We start from the raw sequence: 21,032 nt of genomic DNA, 5'->3' as shown, positions 1-21,032 counted from the left end.
CATGAAATCCCCGCAGCTCACGGCGCGGTCTCCCGGCGTATGAAGTCGAGATACGCCGCCGGCGCTTCGGCCTGCAAATAGCCGTCGTCAAGCGCAAGGCGATCGCTGAGCACCAGCAGGGCTGCCACTTGCTGGATGGAACTTTGGATGTTCCCCCGCTCCTGCATGCGCGTTCGGAGCCGCGCCAGATGCAAGGTATCAATTTTGCCTACCGCGATCTTTCCCACCACCGGATAGGATCGTTCTCCCACGCGATGCGGTAGCCTGATTGCGTGGAAGCTTCTTGCGAGGCTCGTTCTCCGCCCCCAGGAAGCGGCTCCCGGTGAGGGCCTGGTCGCGTACGGAGAGCAGCTGGCGATGCTCGTCGCGCCGCACCTTGTCGACGGCCTTGTTCATGTGCTGCATGACGTGAAACTGGACGATGACGATCTTCGACTCCGCGCTGGGGACGCATTCAGGGTCGCGCTCACGTACGGCGACCCCATGTCCATTGCGACAACTTTGATGCCCGCGAGCTGCACCGGCGACAGCGTATCGTAGAAGCCCAGGAGGCTCTCTGGCTGGGCCCTGGCAGGTATCCAAATGCCGCCACCGACGCTCCTCCGCGTGGTCATGCAGCGCGCAGGGCTTGCCACGCTCGGGGCACGGCAGCCGGACGTCGTCCTGATCGACGTGAATCAGGATCTCCCCCTCCGTGAGCCGAAGGTCGACGGACTCCACCCGCCAGGGGTCGCTGAGGCCGAGAACCTTCCCGTAGAGCTCCTCCTCGTTCATGAAGCCATGCTGCGCGAAACGCTCACGATGGCAAGTTCCCACCGGGAACTCGAAAGACCACACCCGCATGTTCGAGTGGCGCCGCCGGCCCATGACCCTGCTCATCGGGCCCAACCCGTCGCTGGCCGCTCGCGTGCGGACGTCGTCGCCATCGGCGGCATGTCCGACACCACCATCGAGTTCCCCGAGGCGCCGATGGAGACGATTGAGGCCGCCGCCGCGCTCGGCCTGCCCCCCCGCCAAGCCGGCCGCGCCCGCGCCCCGCGCGCCCACCCGTGCGCCCATGTACCCGCCGCGCCACCCGAGCATGAGGACATGTCCTCATGACCATCCTTCAAACCCGCGCCCGGCAGGCGCCGCGGCGCTCCATCGATCGTCCGATCGACTCGGGGGACCCCGACCCCAGGCGAGTCCGGGGGTGGATGGGGTCGAGCGATGCTGATATCTCTCGAGCCCATGTCCTGCCGCTTCCGACTCGGTGCACACGTCGCGTTCCTGGCGGTCTGCCTCGCGGCCTGTGGCGATGACCGCAGCAACGGCAACAGCGCCGGTAGCACTGGCGACGACACGAACGGCACGTCCGGCGGAGGGGGCGGGCAGTGCTCGGGTCCGTTCGCGTACGAGATGCAAGACATCTACGCCTGCCGCGGGCTCGAGCGGGCGGGCGGCAACGACGTCATCGTCCTGAACTCTCGCGGGCTGCTCCGCGTCGACGGCGGCGGCGCCGAGGTGTGGCAGCGCGAGCTGCCGCCGGTGGGCGCGATGGCGCTGGGAGTCAACGTCGACGCCGGTCTCGCCGCGGTGGTGTGGGAGACGACGATGGGGCTCGAGCTCCCGGAGGGGCCGAGCTTCGCCGGGGCGGCGGGCGGCTCCGCGATCGTGACCACCTTCTCGCTCGCGTCCGGAGAGCTGGTGAACGCCGTCGAGCTGCTGCGGAGCGAGGACGCCGGTGCCTCCCTTGTCGATCCCGGCATCGCCGCGGTCGGCGACGGCTTCGCGCTCGCGGTCGGGATCGGGCACGCATTCGTGTTCGCGCCGGGGACTCCCGACGAGGCCCTCATCGACATGCCGGGCTTGACGCACGTGCTGGCCCGGCTCGACGAGACGGGCGCCGTGACGTGGTCGCAGCTCGACAGCGGACAGGGCCAGCTCCACGTCGCGGGCGCGGCGGACGGCACGATCGTGACCGCAGGGCCCACGTCGTCGCGGGCCGTCGCGCTGCGCCAGTACGCGCCGGATGGCGTGCTGACGTGGGAGCGCGAGTTCGCGGCGCCGCCGGAGAGTTCGGCGCAGCCGCGAAGCCTCGCGCTGGCGCCCGACGGGACCATCGGCCTGGCGCTCTCGTTCGAGGAGGCGCTCACCGTGTACGTCGGTGACGCGTCCGAGCTGACGCTCACGGAGGCGGCCGGCAGCGCGGCGTACCTGCGGATCGCCGGCGACGGCGCCCGCAAGTGGGTCGTCCAGGGCAGTGCAGCGCCGAGCGACCTGGCGTTCGCCGACGACGGGCGGCTGTGGCTGGCGATGCGTTCGAGCGCCGACGTGACGCTCGGCGAGCTCTCCGCGGAGCGGGAGCACTCCAGCTCGTCGTGCGACGACGGATTGTACAACTGCTCGGGTACGTTCCTCGCCGCGCTCGACGCCGAGGGGGTGCCCACGACAATGCGGCAAGTCGGCGACCGCAACGGCGCCGCGGTTCTGGTCGCCGCGCCCTGCGCCGAGACCGTCGAGCTGTGCATGGCGACGGGCAGCGTCGTCCTCGAGCCCGGCGACTCCGACGACTACCTCGGAGAAGTGCTGGCGAACGTACGCCCGTAGGGCATCCCTTCATCGGCCCTCGCCCGTCGACCGCCCCGTGCAGCCGAGCGCCCTCCGCCGTGAACCGGCGAGTTCCTACTTCGCGAGAGAGCTCGCCGTGCACGTGGTCCCTGCCCCGTCTGCACGCGCCGCTGCCGTCCTCCGTACAAAAGCTGGTGCCGGAAGGGCATCCGTCGCACCTCGTGCGAGACCTGGTGAGGGACGGTCTCGATCTCTCGGAGATCTTCAAGGCATATCGACGGGAGCGCGGAGCCACGCCGTTCAACCCCCCCGATGATGACGGCGCTGCTGTGGTACGCGTATACGCAAAAATTTTGGCTCTTCAGGGTTGAGGGTGGCGCAGGTTGCGCGCGAAATCGCGCCGTGATATCGTGCGCGAAATGGCAGAGACCGAACTCTACGCCCGAATTCTCGGTATCGAGGCTCCCTGGAGAGTTGCTGCGGTGAAGCTGCAGCTCGGGCAGGGGCAGATCGTCATCGAGGTCGAGCACGACCCCGATGTGCCGACGACGTGCCCGGAGTGTGGCCAGGCTGTTCCCCGTCACGATACGCGGACTCGCCGATGGCGGCACCTCGATACGTGTCAGTATCGGACGATCATCGAAGCCGGCGTACCGCGGACGTCGTGCCCGAAGCACGGTACGCTCACGATGCGCGTCTCATGGGCGGACGGTAGCGCTCGGCTCACCGCGCTGTTCGAGGCGCTCGTGATCGACTGGCTCCGCGATGCGCCGATTGCAGTGGTCGCGGAGCGCCTCGGGCTCTCGTGGGATCAGGTCGCCGGCGTCCAGGAGCGTGCAGTACAACGCGGACTCGAGCGCCGCGAGGTCGCGCTGCCGGAGATGCTCGCCGTCGACGAGACCTCCTTCCAGCGGCGCCACGAGTACGTCACGATCGTGCATGACCCGAAGTCCGCCAGCAAGCGGGTCATCCACGTCGCCGACGGACGCGGCAAGGGGGCCCTCAAGGGCTTCCTGAGCGGCTTTTCGCGCCCAGAGAGGGCTGCGGTCTCCGTGGTCGTCATGGACATGCACGAGCCCTACATTCAAGCTGTCCGCGAGGCCATCCCCGATGGCGACGCGAAGATCGCCTTCGACAAGTACCACGTCGCCGCGCGCCTCGGTCAAGCCGTCGACCACGTGCGACGCGAGGAACACCGCGCTCTCCACGGCCTCGGCGACAACCGGCTCAAGGGCACCAAGTACCTCTGGCTGCGCAACCCCGAACGGATGAGCAAGGAGGTCTGGGACGACTTCGAGGCGCTGCGGACGAGCTCGCTGCGGACGGCCCGCGCGTGGGCGCTCAAGGAGGCGGCGATGGAGGTCTGGGAGCACACCTCGCCGAGCAACATGCGGGACCAATGGGGCATGTGGTACGATTGGGCTATCCGCTCTCGCCTGGAGCCGATGAAGGCCGCCGCGCGCATGGTCAAAAATCACCTCGGCGGCATCATCCATGCAGCCACCGAACGGATCACCAACGCCTCTGCCGAGGGCCTTAACTCGGTCATCCAGAAGCTCAAGTACGTCGCCCGCGGCTTCCGTAACCGCGACCGCTTCCGAGCTGCGATCTACTTCCACCTCGGCGGCCTCGACCTCTATCCTGCCGGGATCACGCGCTGAGTCAGCGGTATCCACCACAAACCCTGAAGAGCCAAAATTTTCGGCTCTTCAGGGTTGAGGGTGGCGCAGGTTGCGCGCGAAATCGCGCCGTGATATCGTGCGCGAAATGGCAGAGACCGAACTCTACGCCCGAATTCTCGGTATCGAGGCTCCCTGGAGAGTTGCTGCGGTGAAGCTGCAGCTCGGGCAGGGGCAGATCGTCATCGAGGTCGAGCACGACCCCGATGTGCCGACGACGTGCCCGGAGTGTGGCCAGGCTGTTCCCCGTCACGATACGCGGACTCGCCGATGGCGGCACCTCGATACGTGTCAGTATCGGACGATCATCGAAGCCGGCGTACCGCGGACGTCGTGCCCGAAGCACGGTACGCTCACGATGCGCGTCTCATGGGCGGACGGTAGCGCTCGGCTCACCGCGCTGTTCGAGGCGCTCGTGATCGACTGGCTCCGCGATGCGCCGATTGCAGTGGTCGCGGAGCGCCTCGGGCTCTCGTGGGATCAGGTCGCCGGCGTCCAGGAGCGTGCAGTACAACGCGGACTCGAGCGCCGCGAGGTCGCGCTGCCGGAGATGCTCGCCGTCGACGAGACCTCCTTCCAGCGGCGCCACGAGTACGTCACGATCGTGCATGACCCGAAGTCCGCCAGCAAGCGGGTCATCCACGTCGCCGACGGACGCGGCAAGGGGGCCCTCAAGGGCTTCCTGAGCGGCTTTTCGCGCCCAGAGAGGGCTGCGGTCTCCGTGGTCGTCATGGACATGCACGAGCCCTACATTCAAGCTGTCCGCGAGGCCATCCCCGATGGCGACGCGAAGATCGCCTTCGACAAGTACCACGTCGCCGCGCGCCTCGGTCAAGCCGTCGACCACGTGCGACGCGAGGAACACCGCGCTCTCCACGGCCTCGGCGACAACCGGCTCAAGGGCACCAAGTACCTCTGGCTGCGCAACCCCGAACGGATGAGCAAGGAGGTCTGGGACGACTTCGAGGCGCTGCGGACGAGCTCGCTGCGGACGGCCCGCGCGTGGGCGCTCAAGGAGGCGGCGATGGAGGTCTGGGAGCACACCTCGCCGAGCAACATGCGGGACCAATGGGGCATGTGGTACGATTGGGCTATCCGCTCTCGCCTGGAGCCGATGAAGGCCGCCGCGCGCATGGTCAAAAATCACCTCGGCGGCATCATCCATGCAGCCACCGAACGGATCACCAACGCCTCTGCCGAGGGCCTTAACTCGGTCATCCAGAAGCTCAAGTACGTCGCCCGCGGCTTCCGTAACCGCGACCGCTTCCGAGCTGCGATCTACTTCCACCTCGGCGGCCTCGACCTCTATCCTGCCGGGATCACGCGCTGAGTCAGCGGTATCCACCACAAACCCTGAAGAGCCAAATTTTCTCCTCGCGGAAGATCGCGATCGTTCATCGCTGGCTCAGGGGGGTCGCCAGCGAGGCGATGTTCGACCTGTTCAACGACTCGGCAAGCGCCCCTGAACAGCTTGCTTGTCGTATCCTCCTGTGCGTGCGGCTCGAGACCTTGCTCGTCTTCGTCTTTCCCGCGTTCGGTCTCGGGTGCGCTCCGCGTCCACCAGGGTCCTCGACCGATGCGACCGGCCCGCGCGTCTCCGCCACCTCGCCTGTGCATGGAGCGCAATCCGCTTCGACCACGCCTTCGTTCACGAGCCCCCAGCAACGGGTTTGCGCCGACGTTACGTGCGGAGGTCCGGGCGCTGTCGTGCAGCAATGGCACGACGGGAACGGGACCCTCTCCCGATGGGAGATCGTCGAGAGCCCTCGCTGCCCGCACCTGGCAGGGCTGTTCTATGACCGAGATGGGCAAAACCCCGTTCTCTTGCCATTGCCATTTTTCCCGCCCGGGAAGCCGGACGAGCAGCGAGCCGTGCGATCGATGCACGACGCCGAGACTCGAGGCCTCACAGCCGGGGCTCGTATCGTGTGTGAGCCGTGAGCGTGGGCTCCGGCCGTGTGAGCGGCGAGGTCGGCGCGTGCGTCGTCGGCGAACGCGCTCGCCTCGGCCTTGAGGCGCGGCGGAAGGCCCTCGCGCGCCTGCACGCGCTCGGCGGCCGTGAGGAGCTGACACAGGTGGATTGCCGCGCCGGTGCGCTGGTACGCGACCTTGCGCGCCGCGGCGGTGAGCCCGAGCAGGTCCGCCACCTGCCCTGGCTCGGCTGCCGTCTCGAGCCTCGCCTTCTGGCGGCAGACCCTCCAGCAAGAGGACACTCAGCAGCGCCTCGCCGCCAACGTCTTCCGCACGGTCACGCTCGCCGATCATGGACCCGCTGTGTAGCCCGCCGCCGATGCTCCCGCTCATGGGGCCTTCAGCGTCGAAGGACATGTCGACATAGACATGTCCTTCGTCGCTCAAGGCAGCTCGTAGGCACCGAGGTCGATCGCCGCGCCGGCGACGCGCGCGAGGCCGTCGAGGTCGAGAGGGATGGTCTCGTCGAAGTTTCCGTCGGCGTCGAGGTCGGCGACGTCGGAGGGCAGCGCGGCCGCGTCTCCGGCGTCGAGCAGCGGCGAGCTCGGCTGGAGGCGCAGATCGCCGGGCGGGTTTTCGAACTGCGGGGCGAGGTCCGTGGTCTCGCCGCAGACCAGGCTGCTCATCGGATCCTCGACACAGCCGCCCCCGACATTGCTGCGGTCGACGTACAGCGTGGCGGGCTCGACGAGGTTGCCGACGGGCGCCGCCGGTGATCACGAAGCCGTCGAGACGCGAATTGTCCGCGGCGACGACCACGTGATGGCTGTTGTCGTTACGATCGCCGGGGATCCCGATATCGCCGGACAGGGTCGTGACGTGGGCGACCCAGTCGCGCTGGTCGAGCAGCAGCTCGTCGCCGGCGAAGCCGCCGTAGATCCAGACGTTGGGGCGCAGCACGAAGCTGGCGGTGCGGTCGTCGCCGGCGGTCGGGTAGTAGGTTCCGGCCGCGACCCAGATCTCGCAGGGCTCTCCCTTGGCTTCGGCCGTATCGAGGGCGGCGCCGAGGGTCGCCTTGGCGTCGAGCCAGCTCAGACCGAGGAGCGCATCGTCGCCGTCAGGCTTGACGCGGATCATGCAGCCCTCGGGCTCTCCGGTGTCGGTGCCGGTGTCGGTGTCGGTACCGGCTTCGGTGCCGGCTTCGGTGCCGGTTTCGGTGCCCGCGTCGGAGTCGGTCCCGGTCGGGATCCCGGTCGTGCTCGTCGGCGCGATCGTGTCGCTCGTCTCCGTCGTCCTGCCGGTGCCCGTGCCGGCGCTGGTGCCGGTCTCACCGCCGGGATCGGAGCAGGCGAGCAGACAGACAGGAAGCCAACCAACGAACTCGGCCCGGCCCCCTCGGTTCCTGTTTCCCCCCCGACCCCCGGTCGCCTTCTCGAACGCCTCACGGAGCGCGAGACGCACTCCTGCGTTCTCGAGTTCGCTGCGCAGGAGCTCGCTCTCGCTCGCGCGCCCGACCTCGTACAGCGGTGCGACGAGTGACCACAACGCTGTTCTGCGCGAGATTCTTGGTAATGTGGTATACAACCGCAGCTAGCTAGTGTCCTGAGTCTCGAGTTCACGCAATTGAGTTCGACCCTGGAACGCTCCGGTTCACGTCCGCCGAGCCCTCAACCCCTCGATCGTCCTGTTGAGCGCGATGACGAAATTGGCATTGAATCACACCTCCGCCCTCTCACCATTCACACCGGACACTGCCGACCCGCTCGGGCCAAAGCACGCCAAGCTGCTCGCGTTCCTCGCCACGCGCGGCCAGGTCGCGTTCGACCTCAAGCAGGTCAAGCGTGCGCGCCAGTTGATCGCGGCCGCGCGCGCGGAGCTGCTCGGGCCCCTGCCCTCGACCACGACCGCGACCATCATCGATGGCTGGGTTCGTCGGATCACGCTGCCGTGCCGCGAGGCGCGCGCGCTATGGCCCGCGCTCGCCGCGTGTCCTCCGGCGCTGATAGGACTCGAGGAGATCGAGGTCGTGTTCGATGACGAGCTGGAGGCGTGGATCGAGGTCGCGGCACGACACCCGCTCCGTGTCACCCGGTTCTACCTGAACGCCGAGTACGTCGACCCCGAGACCGGCAGGTTCTTCGACCTCAGCGACGGCTCGGCGCGGATCGCCGCCGCCACGACCGCGCTGGCCTATGCGACCGACCTGGCGATCGAGGTCCACACCGCCGCGACGTCGTCGTTCGCCGCGCTCGACCTCCCGGAGCTCCAGACCCTGGCGGTCCTCTCGATGGGGCTCGCCTCGACCGACCACGATTCGCAGGTACTGTCGACCCTGTGGCAGGCACGCTGTCCGCAGCTCCGTCGCGTAGCATGGGAGTGCTTTGGGCCGCTCGATCCCGCCGCCGCGCTCGCCGCTCCGCGGCAGGTCACCGAGATCGGCGTCTGGGGCCCGAGCCACGCCGCCGTGCTCGCGGCGCTCGCCGCCCGGCGGCCCTCGCTCACGGCGCTCGGCGTGGCCCACCGCGACGGCGACGACGACGACGACCTCGACGACGATGCCCTGCGACGACTCGGCGAGGGCCGGCGTCTGTTCGGCCCGCGCTTCCACTACGTGGGGGGCTTCAACGCCGGGTTCCGGCTGCATTACCGGCTCGAGCGCCGCGCCGACGCCGAGGCGCAGTTCGCCACCCTGCGCGCGCGCGTCACGGACGACGCGGACCTGCACTTCCAGTACGGCAACGCCCTCGACGACGACCATGCGACGATCAACGCGTACTGTGCAGCTCTAATCGTCGATCCCGACCACGGCCCGTCGCACTACAACCTGGGCGACGTCCTGCTCCGGCTCGGTCGGCCGCGCGTGGCGATCTACCACCTCCGGCGCTATCTCGCCGTCGAGCCGGGGTTCACCCACGGCTGGCGCGACCTAGCCAGGGCGCACCGCGAGCTCGGCGAAGAGACCGAGGCGCTCGCCGCCGAGGCCAACATCCCACCGGAGTAGCCGAGCGGCTCGCTCACGACGAGTCGAACGAACCCGCCACGGTGCCGTCGGTACCCGGTGATCCCAAGGCCCGCCGCGTCGAGTGGGCCGCTCTCCATGGGCAAGAGTCCTGCCCCGATCGCCGCCCGCGACCCCAAGCCGCACGAAACCCGCTGCGAGCCCGACGACGACGCTCGCGGACATCGCCGACGCCCCGCAAGAGCTCGGTCGGGGCGGGCATGTCCTCGAGGTCACGAGCGGCGCTTGACCAGCGCCAGCCCGAGGCCGAGCACGAACAGCAGGAAGCGGCCGGCATCGCCCGGGTCGCCGCCGTTGCTGCTGCACGCGCAGCCCTTGTCGCCGTCCTCGCCGCCGGTCGCCCCGCCGCTGTCGGTGTCGCTCGAGCTGTCGCCCGTCGGATCGCCGGACGTGTCGCTGCCGCCGCCCGTGGTCGGGGCCGTGTCGCTCGAGCTCGCGCCGGTGTCGGTCTCCTCGCCGGTCGTCTGCGGCTCTTCGCCCGCGCACGGGCTCCCGGGCACCCCGTCGACCTCGCTCCACTCCGGCTCGGCGGGCGTGTCGACCCCGTGCTCGATCGCGTCGGTGCGGGCGAAGCAGGCCGGGCACAGCTCGAACGGCTCGGCCGCGTTGCCCGCGGCGTCGAACGCGGTCACCTCGAGGCAGACCTCGGTCAGCGGGTCCTTGCCGCCGAACTGCTCGGTCACGAGCGACAGCGGGATCACCTGGGCCCCGGTCGGGACGCGCACGTTCCTGCGGAAGCCGGCGTCGCCCTCGCCGTCGGGATCCCAGGCGATCGTGACCAGCGTCGGCTCGCCCGGCGGCGGGCTCATCTGGCTCAGGTGGACGTACAGCGTCAGGTCGCTGTCGCTCATGCAATCGCCGCCGCTCGACAGGAAGTCGGCGTGGTCGTACACGGCGAAGAACGACGACTCGACGATCGGCTGCGGCGCCTCGACGTCCGCTGGGCCGGCCGTATAGGTGATCGTCTCCGGCTCGCATGCGTCGCAGAAGGGCCCGGACACGACCACGGTCTGACCGGCCATCGGGGTCGGCTCCACGACCACGGCGTGGCCCGACACGAGGTCGTCGAACGGCGCCGGCACGAGGGTCGCCGGCTCGCCGTCGACGGTGACGGTGACGCCGTCGAGGCTGATCGAGAAGCCCTCGAACAGCAGGGCGGCGTTGCCGGGATAGATCGCGCCGTCGGCCGGCACCGAGCTCTCGAGGCCCGGCTCGGGCGGCGCGCAGGCCTCAGCCGGGCGCGCGACCAAAACAGAAAGGGCACACGCGCTCAGCAGCGTGGTGCCCTCGAGGAGACGACGGAGGCGGGAGGTCTTGAACATGACGGCGGCCGTACTGCAAGAGTCGAGCACCCGTTGCGATCCCGAGGAATTTCCGGCAGTTGCGGGCGGAGCACGGGGCCCTTGGTGACGTGCCGCATGGCGCCGCTGTCCCGGTCGCGACGCCCACGCCGGAGCTCGGCCGTCCGCGCGCGCACCTCCGAGGCCCCCGAGAGCGACCCCGTCGCGCGCTCGGTAGACCTGTCCGATGAGACAGACCGCTCGCCGGCGGGCGCGTCCGCGCCGACAACGTCGCCTGCTCGCGCGCCGTGGCTGGCTCATCCGAGGCCCGACCATTCGCGGGAGCTCGCCGAGCCGCGGCGCGAGCGTTGCCAGCCGTGAACGGACATGCCCGATCGGCCATGCCGCTTTCGGCATGCCCGATCGGGCATGTCCACACGGTCACGAGCGGCGCTTGACCAGCGCCAGCCCGAGGCCGAGCACGAACAGCGAGAAGCGGCCGGCGTCGCCCGGGTCGCCGCCGTCGCTGCTGCACGCGCAGCCCTTGTCGCCGCCCTCGCCGCCGGTCGCCCCGCCGCTGTCGGTGTCGCTCGCGCTGTCGCCCGTCGAATCGCCGGACGTGTCGCTGCCGCCGCCCGTGGTCGGGGCCGTGTCGCTCGAGCTCGCGTCGGTCTCGGTCTCCTCGCCGGTCGTCTGCGGCTCGACGCCCGCGCACGGGCTCCCGGGCACCCCGTCGGCCTCCGTCCAGGCCGGCTCGGCGGGCGTGTCGACGCCGTGCTCGATCGCGTCGGCGCGGGCGAAGCAGGCCGGGCACAGCTCGAACGGCTCGGCCGCGTTGCCGGCCGCGTCGATCGCCGTGATGTCGAGGCAGACCTCCGCCAGCGGGTCCTTGCCGCCGAGCCGCTCGGTCACCAGCGACAACGCCAGCACGTGCGATTCGCCGTCGACGCGCAGCGTCCGGCGGAAGCCCACCTCGCCCTCGCCGTCCGGGTCCCACGCCACCGTGAACAGCGTCGGATCGCCGGGCGCCGGGCTTTGCTGGCTCAGGTGGACGTACAGCGTCAGGTCGCTGTCGCTCATGCAATCGCCGCCGCCCGACACGAAGTCGGCGTGGTCGTAGACGGCGAAGAACGACGACTCGACGCTCGGCGCCGGCGCGGTGACGTCGGGCGGGCCGGCGGTATAGGTCAGCGTGAGCGGCTCGCAGCCGTCGCAGACGCTGCCCGACACGACGACGACCTGGCCGTCGGTCGGCGCCGGCTCGACGAACGCCGCGATCTCCGACAGCCCGTCGGCGAAGTCCGCCGGCACCAGCGCGGCCGGCTGGCCGTCGACGGTGACGGTGAGGGCGTCGATGCTGATGAAGAAGCCGTCGAACAACAGCGCCGCGTTGCCCGGATAGACGGCGCCGTCGGCCGGCAGGGTGCTGTGCAGGAACGGCTCGCCGGGGTCGCACGCCTCGGCCGGGCGCGCGACCAGAACAGAAAGGGCACACGCGCCGAGCAGCGCGGTGCCCTGGACGAGGCGACGGAGGCGGGCGGACTTCGACATCACGCCGGCCGCCCCTGCAAGGCGCGGGCGCTCGCGGCGATACGAGCAATTTTCGTCGCTTGCAGCGGAATTCGGCGACGCGGGTGACGTGCCGCATGGCGCCGCTGTCCCGGTCGCTACGCCCGCGCCGGTCCGCGCCGCGGGTCCGGGCGCCCCCATGACGGCGCCGTCGCGAACGTCCTCATGTCCGAAGGGACATCCCGCGCGGCGCTCGCCGACACCTGGGCCCGCGTCACTCGAACAGCTCGCGCAGCCGCTCGGCGAACCCGTACCAGCCCTGCTGGTAGTCGCTGCGGTCGACCGGCGCGCCGAAGCCGTCGTGCACGATCGTCAGGCGGGTGCCCGCGCCGCTGGCCAGCGGCTCGAGCAGCCAGGTCACGCGCGTGCTCGGCTGGTCGGGCTCGCCGCGCCAGTCGGTCCAGTCGGTGACCAGCTTCTCGTCCTCGACGAGCTCGACGATCCGCGTCGGGCCGCCGTCGACGCTGCGGCCCTCGACCTCGTAGCGCCAGCCGTACGAGTACGTGCGCCGCTCGAGGTCGACCTGCGCGGCCCCGCCGAGCCAGCGGTTCATCAGCGTCGGGTCGAGCAGCGCGCGGAACACCCGGGCCGGCGGCGCCTTGATGTCGATCGACACCCGCACCTCGGTGCGTCCGCCGGCGAAGTCCGGCAGCACCACGCCGTCTGTCCTTTCGGCCAGGTGATCGCGGAGGTTGCCGGCGTGCAGGCGCCACAGGTCGTCGATCACGTGGCGCGGCCGCTTGAACGGCAGCGCGCCGCGGACCGCGTGGACGACCTCGAGCGTGCTGGTCGCGGCGTCGTCGGTCGGGACGACCGACCAGCGCACCTCGGTGTCGACGCCGTGGATCTTCCAGGTGAAGGCCAGCGCGGCGCCGGGCTCGAACGCGACGAGGCGCCCTGTCGCCTCGTCCGCCCCCGGGGCGCCGAGCGTGGCGCGGCCGTGGAACGCGAAGCGCCCGCCGACGCGCGGCTCGACGGCGACGTGCTCGGCGAACCACCGCGACAGCTCGGACGGCTCGACGAGCGCGCGGAAGGCTCGCGGCGGGGGGACGGGCAGCTCGAAGCTGGCGCGGTGCTCGAATACGGGGGGATGCTCGCTCATCTCGTGCTCCTCTTGTCGCGGGTCGTCGGCGCCGGCGTGCGTGCCGGCGCGGGGGGGTCGTCGTCGGGCAGGGATTCGACCAGGTCCCGGAGGTCGCGCAGGCGCGCCGTCCAGAACACGCGGTAGGCGTCGAGCCACGCGGTCGCGTCCGCCAGGCGCGCGGGCGAGAGCGTGTACACCCGCTCCCGCCCGCGTCGCCGCTCGACCACCAGCTCCGCCTCGCGGAGGATCCGCAGGTGCCGCGAGACCGCCGGGCGCGTGACCGCGAACCCCTGCGCCAGCGCACCCGCGGTCTCCTCGGCCCCGCGCAGCCGCTCGAGCAGGCCGCGGCGCGTGCGGTCCGACAGCGCGAAGAACACGGCGTCGAGCGTGGCGGCGGTCGCTGCGGGCGTACAGGCCATGTGTAAAGGAACGGTTACACGTTTCCGGGAGCGCGTCAAGAGTTGGTTACGCGTCGCGCCTGCGGCCCGCGGGGCGCTGCCTTGGCCGCCTTCCCCCGCCGCCGCGCGACTTCTGGCTACTCTCGCCGCCGTGCCCCGCCCGCACGCCCCGCTCTGGCTCGCCGGCCTCGCCCTGTGGGCGATCGCCGCGCTGGCCGCCCCGGCCGCGGGCCTCGTCCTCGCCGCGGCCGAGTCGGGCACCCCGGTGATGCTGCCCGCGCTGCTGGCGATCGCCGCCGACAGCCTCGTCCTCGCGGCCGGCCTCACCGCCCTGGCCCTCGCCCTCGCCTACCCGCTCGCGCGCGCGGTCACGGCCCCGTGGCTGCTGCTGTTCGTCATGATCGCCCCGCTGGCCCGCGCGATCGGGGCGCTGGCGCTGGGCCTGTCCCCGGGGACAGGTGCCGTCGCGCTCGCGCGGCTCGCCGGCGACGTCCCGCTGGCCGCCCTGCTGCTGCGCGCGCGCCTGCGGACCCGCCCGCGCAGCTGGCTCGACGCCGCCGCCGACCTCGGCGCCGGCCCGTGGCGGCGCTTCGTCGCCGTCGAGTGGCCGCACCTGCGCCCCGCCTACCTGCTCGCCGCCGTCTGCCTCGCCTTGCTGGCGATGGGCGACGCGACCATCGCCGCGGTCGCCGGCGGCGGCAAGCGCTACACCCTCGGCCTCGCCCTGCGCGAGGCCGTCCTGCTCGACGCCCACCCGCGGCGGGCCGCGGCGATCGCCGCCATCTTCGCCGCCGTCGCCCTGCCGTGCGCGTGGGCCCTGGCCCGCGGGCTGCGGGCGGCGGGGCAGAGCCGCGAGGGCCGCGAGCCGCCGGCCGCCCGGGCGGGCCTGGCGATCCTCGGCCTGTGCGCCGCGCCGATCGCCGCCCTCGTGGTCCCGGCCGTGACATGGCCTTGGGGACAGGGTGACGCCCTCCTGCGGGCCCAGCTGCCCGCGACCCTCGCCACCGCCGGCGCCTCCGCCGTGCTGGCCGCCGCCCTCGGCTGCCTCACCGGCCTGGCCGCGCCCGCGCGCTGGAGCCCCGCGCTGCTGCTGCCGCTGGCGCTGCCGCCCGCGGTCTACGGGGCCGCGTGGCTGGTCGCCGCGAGGCAGCTCGGCTGGGGCCCCGGCGACGCCCTGACCTTTGTGACATTGCTTCCGGGACAGGTCGCCATCGCCCACGCCGGCGCCGTCGCGGCCTTCGCCGGGGCCGGGCGGCTGGCGGACGCCGCCCGCGATCTCGGGGCCGGCCCGGTCGCGCGGGCGCGCTGGCTGTGGTGGCCGCTGGCCTGGCCGGTCGGCGCCGCGCTGGCGCTGGTGGCCTTCGCCCACGCCGTCGGCGACGCCGGGGCGGCCGCCTTCACCTCCGGCCCCGGCGGCAGCACCCTCGCCGTCGGCCTCGAGATCCTCGGCCGCGGCGGCGACCTCGGCGCCGTCCCGCGCTGGGCCCTCGGCCTCGGCCTCGTCCCCTTGCTGGCGGCGGCGCTTGCTGCTCTCCTGCGCCGGCGATGACGCTGTCGCTGCGCGCGCTGACCAAGTCCTACGCCGGGCGCCTCGCGCTGGCGGACGTCGGCGTCGAGCTGCCCGCCGCCGCCTACACCTGCCTCATGGGCGCCTCGGGCTCGGGCAAGACCACGCTGCTGCGGATCGTCGCCGGCCTCGAGCGCCAGGACCGCGGCAGCGTGCTGCTCGACGGCCGCCCGCTCGACGGCCTGCCCGCCGAGCGCCGCCCGGTCCACACCCTGTTCCAGGACTACGCGCTGTTCCCCCACCTCGGCGCCGCCGACAACGTCGCCTTCGCCCCGCGCCTGCTCGGCCTCCGCGGCCCCGAGCTCGGCGCGCGCGTGCGGGCCCTGCTCGCGGATGTCGGTCTGGACATGTCCTTCGAGACACGCAAGCCCGCCGCCATGTCGGGCGGCGAGCAGCAGCGGCTGGCCCTCGCCCGCGCCCTGGCCGGCGAGCCGCGCTGGCTGCTGCTCGACGAGCCGCTGGCCGCCCTCGACCGCCCGCTGCGGGCCGGCCTGCGCCGCCTGCTGCGCGACGTCACCCGCCGGCGCGGCCTCGGCTGCCTGCACGTCACCCACGACCCGGAGGAGGCGCTCGCCCTGGCCGACCGCCTGCTCGTGTTCGGCGGCGGCCGCCTGCTCGCCGCCGGCGCCCCGGCCGAGCTGTACGCCGCCCCGCCGTCGCTGGCCGTCGCCCGCCTGCTCGGCGAGGTGACCCCGGAGCCGGGCGGCGACGGCTGGCTGCGCCCCGAGCACCTGCGCGTCCGCCCCATCGGCGAGGGCTCGCTCGAGGACATGTCCCCAGAGACATTTCCAGGAAAACATGTTCGAGAAGACATATCCAATGCGACATGCCATCGGCCGGACCTGTCCCGTGAGACGGTTGGCGATCGCCCGGCCGCCCGCGGCACCGTGCGGGCGATCGCCTGCCTCGGCGATCGCTGGGAGGTCGAGGTCGAGATCGCCGGGCGCGTCCATCTGTCGCGGCTCCCCCACGCGCCCGCCTGCGCCCCCGGGCAAGCGGTCGGCGCGGCGTGGGACCCGCGGTGCGTGCTGCGGTTCGCCGCGCAGGACGCCTGAGCTTGTGGCATCGTCCCGGCCATGTCGGGCTTGAGCCGCCGCTCGTTCCACCGCTTGCTCGGCGCCGGCGCGTGCGCCACCGCCTGCTCGGGCGGCGGCGCCACCCTGGCGCTCTACAACTGGGGCGACTACCTCGCGCCCGAGGTCCTCGAGCGCTTCACCGCGGCCACCGGGATCCGCACCACCCAGGACTACTACCTCGCCGAGGCCGAGCTGGTGGCCAAGCTGGCCGGCGGCGCCGCCTACGACGTCGTGTTCCCGATCGACTACGTGCTGGAGCGCATGCGCAAGCAGGCCCTGCTGGTCCCGCTCGCGCGCGACAAGCTGCCCGGGCTCGCCCACCTCGACCCGCAGTTCGGCCCGTGGATCGCCGCCGACAACCAGATCTACGCCGTCCCTTACCTGTGGGGCACCACCGGCATCGGCTACGACAGCGACCACGTCGAGGCCCCCACCTCGTGGAAGGCCCTGTTCGACCCGCGCTACGCCGGCAAGATCAGCGTCATCGACTCGAAGGGCGACGTCTTCGACCAGGCCCTGCTCGCCGCCGGCCTGGACATCAACAGCACCGACAAGCCGGCGATCCGCGAGCGCGTCTACCCGATGTTGCGGGCCCAGAAGGAGCTCCTGCGCGCCTACGACAGCAACCCCGCGCGGGCGCTCGTCTCCGGCGAGACGTGGATCGCCCAGATCGACAGCGGCGACCTGTTCCGGGCCCAGAAGCAGCGGCCGAGCCTGCGTTACGTCATCCCCGAGGAGGGCGCGGTGCTGTGGATCGACTACCTGGCGATCCCGGCCACCGCCCCGCTCCCCGGGGTCGCGGTGCGCTTCATCGAATTCCTGCTCGACCCCGAGATCGCCGCCCTCAACGCCAACGCGCTGCGCTTCGCCACCCCGAACCTCGCCGCCCTCCAGCGCGGCCTCGTCGCCGACGCCGGCGACCCCGCGCTGTATCCGTCGGCCGCGACGCGCAAGAAGCTGTTCGTGTCCGAGAACTGGTTCGGCCAGACCGAGGCCGTCGTCGACGAGCTGTGGCTCGAGCTGCGCCGCGCGTGATCCTCACGCAGGCGCCCGGCGCCTGCGGCTCGAGCCGCTGCGTCGCGCCGTTCGTGAAGGAGCAGGTACCGCGCGCCGAGCCCGTCGTCGACGCGCCGTGGCTCGACCCCCTGCGCATGAGCCTCACGGATCGCAGAAGCCCGGCTCCTGGCACTGCTGCTCGAGCTGCTGCGTCTGGCCCGCGCTGAGGTGATCGCGGCAGGCGCAGATCTTCGCGCAGCACAGCTCGCCGATCGAGCTCACCGGCACGCACGCCACCCCGGTCTGGCAGCCGGGGATGTCCGGGCACTCGGCGTCCGCGTCGCACGTCTGCGTGCAGCGCGACGTCTCGGCCACGAACCCCTGGTCGAGCAGGCAGTGCCCCCCGTCGCAGGTCGACCAGGGCGCGGGGCAATCGCTGTCGTCCGCGCACCACGGCGGCGCCTGGTCCCACATGAACAGGCAGATGCCGCCCTCGCAGTCCGGCTGCGGCGACACGGCCTTGGCCTCGATCGGCCAGTCGAAGGCGAGCTCGCACGGCGCGCCGTACTCGCTCTCGCCCGGCACGTAGCTCGTACCGTTCGACGTGCTGACGGCCGCCGTCGTGCTCGTCGCCGAGGTCGCGCTGCCGTGCGAATCGTGGGACTCCGTCGTCGCGCTGACATGGGTCGCCGAGCTCTCGGTGCCGGCTGAATCGATGGACTCCGTCGTCGCGCCGGCGCTCGTCACGATGCCGTCGGTGGACAGGCTGTCGCCGACGATCTCGGGCGTGAGGACGCAGCCGGCAAACAGCAGACTCAGGACGGGAAGGAGAGATGTGCAGTGGCTCATGCTCTGTTCAATCTCCGGCCCCTGCCCCCGTCGTCGAACAATCGCCGGGCCCATTTGCACCCCTCGTTTCACTCCCCGGAGGCCGTGTCCGGCCGCGACGGCTCCCCGCCCGGGCACAACGGCCCCGCCTTGCGCGCCAGCGCCGGCCGCTCGCGCGCCAGCCGCTCGACCTTGGCGCGGGCCGCCTCGACCTGTCCCGAAGCGCAGGTCGCCACGATCTGCGACAACCACCGCTCGTCGCGCAGCGTCCCGTCCGGGAACTCGATCGCGTGCGCGGCCAGCAGCCCCAGCGCCCGGTCCCACGCGCGCTCGCGGATCGCCCGGCGCGCCGCGCCGATGAGGCCGGCCTCGCGCGCGAGGTCGTTCGCCGCGTCGGCCGGCGTCGTCGCGTCGCCGGCGGCCGGCTCGCTCCCGCGCGGGCGCGCCGCGGTCTCCAGCAACGACATGTCCTCGGGGACAACCTCGAGCCCCGCCGCGCTGGCCCCGGACTCCGGCCTGTCCTCGCGGACAGCTTCAAGCCGCCCCTCGCCCTGCTCCGCCTCGCCCGCGCGAGCCCTGACTTTCGACCTGTCCTCCGGAACAGCCACACCGGACGCCCGCGAGCGCACCATCCGTCGCCCATCCCGGCCGCGCGGCACCCCCCCCTCGGCGAAATCGGCCGGCTCCACCGCGGCCTTCGCGCGCGTCCCTGACCTGTCCGCGCGGACAGCCCCGCCCACCTGCCCCCCGCGGCCCTGCCGGCCCGCGGCTGACGCGTCACCTCCGCCCGGCCGCCTGAGCGCTTCCTCCTCACCCTGCCGATCCCCGGCGACGTCGGCCGCGATCGCCTCGACCCGCGACCTGTCCGAACGGCCATCTTCGCCCCGGACCCGACCGCGCCCGCCAGCGCTCCCGCCCACGGCAGCGTGCGGCCGGTCCCGACCGCCGACTTCTCCCTCGCCACGGCCCTCCGTCCCCTCGCCGGCGCGCCCGACCGCGTCCGCCGCGCCCGTCGTCCCGCTCGACCCGGGCGCACCGCCGCCTCCCTCTCCGAAGCGCCCCTGCCCACCCTCGTCCTCTCCTGCGCCTCGAACTTCGTCCTCGGCCGCTCCTCGCAACCTGTCCTCGGGGACATCCGCCTCGTCCGCCGCCTCCCGTCGGTCCTGACGCGCCCCGACCGGACTGACCTCCGCCGCCCCGGCCCGCGCCCGGCCGGCCTCGAGCAGGGCTGCCCCGCCTCCGAGCACCCCGAGCAGCACGGCCGTCAGCGTCGCCACCTGCGGCGCGCTCACCACCGCCGAGACCGCGGCGAACAGCCCCCCGCCCTGGGCCGCCGGCGTCGCCGAGGCTGCCCCTGCGGACATGCCCCAAAGACCAGGAACCAGCAGGGCCGCCAGCACCCGCTCGCGCGTCGCCAGCGACGGCTCGTGGGCGCGGCGGGCCCGGCCGAGCAGCGCCTCGCGCTCGACCACCCGCTGGTCGCGCAGGCGGAGCCGGGCGCAGCTGCGGTCGAACTCCTGTCGGGCCGCGCGCAGCCGCGAATACACCGTGTTCTCTTTGATCCCGAGCACGCTGGCGATCTCGCCGGCCGTCTGCTGCTCGAGCTCGGCGAGCACGAACACCGCGCGCTTGTCGTCGTCGAGCTGGGCCAGGAACCGCTCCAGCAATTCGGCCGCCTCGCGCTCCAGCAATTGCGCGTCGTCGTCGCCGACCACGATCGGCTCGTGGGTCAACGCCTGCACCAGTCGGTCGCGCCGCGACGCCCCGCGGCGGAAGCGCCAGGCGATCCGCCGGACGATGCCGAACAGCCAGCCGCGCACGTTCGTGATCGGCGCGTCGGCGCGGCGCAGCACCACCAGGAACACCTCCTGGGCCGCGTCCTCGACGGCCGCCGGCGGGACCCCGAGCCGGCGCAGGTTCTGGTGGACGTAGGTGTAGTAAGCGCGGAAGAACGCGGCGAAGGCGGCGATCCGGTCGGGCGGGCGGGAAGGCATGGCTGGAGGTGAAATCTCCGGCAAACGCGGCGGTCGTCAGAAAAAGAACACCGCCACCGACGCCCCGAAGCGCAGGCCCACGGGCGGCACCCGGTACAGCAACGCCGGGTCGTCGGCCGCGGCGTAGCCCCGGCGCGTGAACGCCACCACCGCCTCGACGTCGGCCCCGAGCGAAAACCACCGCCGCGGCCGCCACTGCGCCCCGGGGCCCGCCACCGCGGCTGCCCACAATCCCGTACTGCGAGCATTGTTGGGGAAGCCGAAGCCCCGGGCCGTCAATGCCCCGAGCTCGAGGCCGGCGCACAAATGCAGCGACCACGCCCGCCACGACCACCGCGGGCCGCCGCGGGCCGCCGCCGCCGAAAGCTGCAGCTCGGCCCCCGCCGCCGGCGCCGCCGCGAAGCGCAGCGGCGCGGCGAAGGTGTGGTGAAACCGCAATTCGAGCCGCGCTCGCGGCCACACCACCAGCAGCCCGGCCTGCAGCCCCGGCGCCGGCCGGCTCGGCGGACCGACGGCCCCGACCGCCGCCACGAATGCGCCGACCGCCGGCGGCGCGCGAACCTCCGGCGGCGGCGTCCGCCGCAGGCCCGGCGGGATCTCCTCGTCGCGAGCCGGCCGGCTCGCCCCGCTCCCGGCCGGCTCGGCCGCCACCGCCACGATCACCGCCGTCGCCTCGGCGAGCGGCTCGCAGCGGACATTGTGGGCGTGCCGCTGCTCGACGCCGTCGGCGGTCTGCACCGACAGCGCGAGCGAATAGCCGGTGTCGTCGACCGTGATCGCGGCCGCGGCGACGACCGGACGGCGGCTCTCGGCCGGGGCCAGATGTTCGGCCGCGGCCGCGACCTCGGCGGCCGTGGGACATTTCGCCACCTCGGGCCAGCGCAGCTCGAGCCAGCCCGGATCGGCGACGAGGAGCAGCGCGAGCGCGGCGGGGGGCACGTCGCATCAGTATGCCCGCGAATGCGAGTCGGCGCTCCCCGGACGCCGGCGCGGATCCGACCGGCCGGCGCGGACCCTCCACATTGCGTCGCGGCCCCGCTCGGCGAAGCGCCCAGTCGCGAGCGTGCGCCCCCCGATGATG

19 protein-coding genes are annotated in these 21,032 nt (G+C 72.4%); 9 read left to right on the top strand and 10 right to left on the bottom strand.

Annotated features, from left to right (window positions below; translation table 11 throughout):
- Positions 1-17: 17 nt before the first annotated feature.
- Positions 18-230 carry a hypothetical protein gene (locus NAEX_RS48710; protein WP_143141046.1) on the bottom strand — a complete coding sequence of 71 codons (213 nt, stop codon included), beginning with the start codon at positions 228-230 and terminating at the stop codon, positions 18-20.
- On the bottom strand, positions 199-720 hold the full coding sequence (locus NAEX_RS54750) for a transposase (protein ID WP_420814170.1): 522 nt from the start codon (positions 718-720) through the stop codon (positions 199-201). The genes NAEX_RS48710 and NAEX_RS54750 overlap by 32 nt, the downstream gene beginning before the upstream one ends.
- Here NAEX_RS54750 and NAEX_RS53275 point away from each other — a divergent pair.
- From NAEX_RS53275 to NAEX_RS33940, 4 genes are all read left to right on the top strand, one after another.
- Positions 607-1,101 (top strand): hypothetical protein, encoded by a 495-nt coding sequence (locus NAEX_RS53275; RefSeq protein WP_245913856.1) that lies wholly within the window; start codon positions 607-609, stop codon positions 1,099-1,101. The two genes, NAEX_RS54750 and NAEX_RS53275, sit on opposite strands and share 114 nt — an antisense overlap.
- A 129-nt stretch (positions 1,102-1,230) precedes the next feature.
- On the top strand, positions 1,231-2,589 hold the full coding sequence (locus tag NAEX_RS33950; protein ID WP_096331629.1) for a hypothetical protein: 1,359 nt from the start codon (positions 1,231-1,233) through the stop codon (positions 2,587-2,589).
- Between the two features lie 380 nt (positions 2,590-2,969).
- On the top strand, positions 2,970-4,211 hold the full coding sequence (locus NAEX_RS33945; protein ID WP_096326274.1) for an ISL3 family transposase: 1,242 nt from the start codon (positions 2,970-2,972) through the stop codon (positions 4,209-4,211).
- 106 nt (positions 4,212-4,317) lie between these two features.
- Entirely contained in the window at positions 4,318-5,559 is a 1,242-nt protein-coding gene (locus NAEX_RS33940) for an ISL3 family transposase (protein ID WP_096326274.1), read from the top strand.
- Between the two features lie 1,024 nt (positions 5,560-6,583).
- Here NAEX_RS33940 and NAEX_RS33930 read toward each other — a convergent pair.
- Positions 6,584-6,826 carry a choice-of-anchor Q domain-containing protein gene (locus NAEX_RS33930; protein WP_096331627.1) on the bottom strand — a complete coding sequence of 81 codons (243 nt, stop codon included), beginning with the start codon at positions 6,824-6,826 and terminating at the stop codon, positions 6,584-6,586.
- Positions 6,827-6,854: 28 nt separating this feature from the next.
- Here NAEX_RS33930 and NAEX_RS54030 point away from each other — a divergent pair, with 28 nt between their 5' ends.
- Both NAEX_RS54030 and NAEX_RS33925 read left to right on the top strand, forming a co-directional pair.
- Positions 6,855-7,679 (top strand): hypothetical protein, encoded by an 825-nt coding sequence (locus NAEX_RS54030; RefSeq protein WP_143825685.1) that lies wholly within the window; start codon positions 6,855-6,857, stop codon positions 7,677-7,679.
- Positions 7,680-7,836: 157 nt separating this feature from the next.
- Positions 7,837-9,141 carry a hypothetical protein gene (locus NAEX_RS33925; protein WP_143825684.1) on the top strand — a complete coding sequence of 435 codons (1,305 nt, stop codon included), beginning with the start codon at positions 7,837-7,839 and terminating at the stop codon, positions 9,139-9,141.
- Positions 9,142-9,371: 230 nt separating this feature from the next.
- Here NAEX_RS33925 and NAEX_RS33920 read toward each other — a convergent pair whose 3' ends face one another.
- The 4 genes from NAEX_RS33920 to NAEX_RS33905 all read right to left on the bottom strand — a co-directional run bounded on the left by NAEX_RS33920 (position 9,372) and on the right by NAEX_RS33905 (position 13,511).
- A complete protein-coding gene (locus tag NAEX_RS33920) occupies positions 9,372-10,481 on the bottom strand; it encodes an MYXO-CTERM sorting domain-containing protein (RefSeq protein ID WP_096331625.1) in 1,110 nt (369 codons plus the stop codon).
- A gap of 399 nt (positions 10,482-10,880) precedes the next feature.
- Positions 10,881-11,990 (bottom strand): hypothetical protein, encoded by a 1,110-nt coding sequence (locus tag NAEX_RS33915; protein ID WP_096331624.1) that lies wholly within the window; start codon positions 11,988-11,990, stop codon positions 10,881-10,883.
- A gap of 232 nt (positions 11,991-12,222) precedes the next feature.
- On the bottom strand, positions 12,223-13,110 hold the full coding sequence (locus tag NAEX_RS33910) for an SRPBCC family protein (protein ID WP_096331623.1): 888 nt from the start codon (positions 13,108-13,110) through the stop codon (positions 12,223-12,225).
- Positions 13,107-13,511 carry an ArsR/SmtB family transcription factor gene (locus NAEX_RS33905; RefSeq protein ID WP_096331622.1) on the bottom strand — a complete coding sequence of 135 codons (405 nt, stop codon included), beginning with the start codon at positions 13,509-13,511 and terminating at the stop codon, positions 13,107-13,109. The genes NAEX_RS33910 and NAEX_RS33905 overlap by 4 nt, the downstream gene beginning before the upstream one ends.
- Before the next feature lie 130 nt (positions 13,512-13,641).
- Here NAEX_RS33905 and NAEX_RS33900 point away from each other — a divergent pair, with 130 nt between their 5' ends.
- The 3 genes from NAEX_RS33900 to NAEX_RS33890 are packed head-to-tail and all read left to right on the top strand — an operon-like array spanning position 13,642 to position 17,168.
- On the top strand, positions 13,642-15,039 hold the full coding sequence (locus NAEX_RS33900) for a hypothetical protein (RefSeq protein ID WP_096331621.1): 1,398 nt from the start codon (positions 13,642-13,644) through the stop codon (positions 15,037-15,039).
- Entirely contained in the window at positions 15,036-16,112 is a 1,077-nt protein-coding gene (locus tag NAEX_RS33895) for an ABC transporter ATP-binding protein (protein ID WP_096331620.1), read from the top strand. The genes NAEX_RS33900 and NAEX_RS33895 overlap by 4 nt, the downstream gene beginning before the upstream one ends.
- A gap of 21 nt (positions 16,113-16,133) precedes the next feature.
- The gene (locus NAEX_RS33890; protein ID WP_096331619.1) at positions 16,134-17,168 is read left to right on the top strand and encodes an ABC transporter substrate-binding protein; all 1,035 of its coding nucleotides are present in this window, start codon (positions 16,134-16,136) and stop codon (positions 17,166-17,168) included.
- A gap of 123 nt (positions 17,169-17,291) precedes the next feature.
- Here the strand turns inward: NAEX_RS33890 and NAEX_RS33885 are convergent, their stop codons facing one another.
- The 3 genes from NAEX_RS33885 to NAEX_RS33875 form a co-directional block, all read right to left on the bottom strand.
- Positions 17,292-17,978, bottom strand: a complete 687-nt coding sequence (locus tag NAEX_RS33885; protein ID WP_096331618.1) for a hypothetical protein — start codon at positions 17,976-17,978, stop codon at positions 17,292-17,294.
- A gap of 68 nt (positions 17,979-18,046) precedes the next feature.
- Positions 18,047-19,951 carry a sigma-70 family RNA polymerase sigma factor gene (locus NAEX_RS33880; RefSeq protein ID WP_096331617.1) on the bottom strand — a complete coding sequence of 635 codons (1,905 nt, stop codon included), beginning with the start codon at positions 19,949-19,951 and terminating at the stop codon, positions 18,047-18,049.
- Positions 19,952-19,987: 36 nt separating this feature from the next.
- Positions 19,988-20,890, bottom strand: coding sequence for a hypothetical protein (locus NAEX_RS33875; RefSeq protein ID WP_096331616.1), 903 nt, complete (start codon positions 20,888-20,890; stop codon positions 19,988-19,990).
- Between the last annotated feature and the right edge of the window lie 142 nt (positions 20,891-21,032).

The sequence above is a fragment of the Nannocystis exedens genome (genome assembly GCF_002343915.1).
In the GTDB taxonomy this organism is placed as follows: Bacteria; Myxococcota_A; Polyangia; order Nannocystales; family Nannocystaceae; genus Nannocystis; species Nannocystis exedens.
Note: the sequence above shows the minus strand (reverse complement) of the source record. Positions and strands in the feature narration are given on the sequence as shown.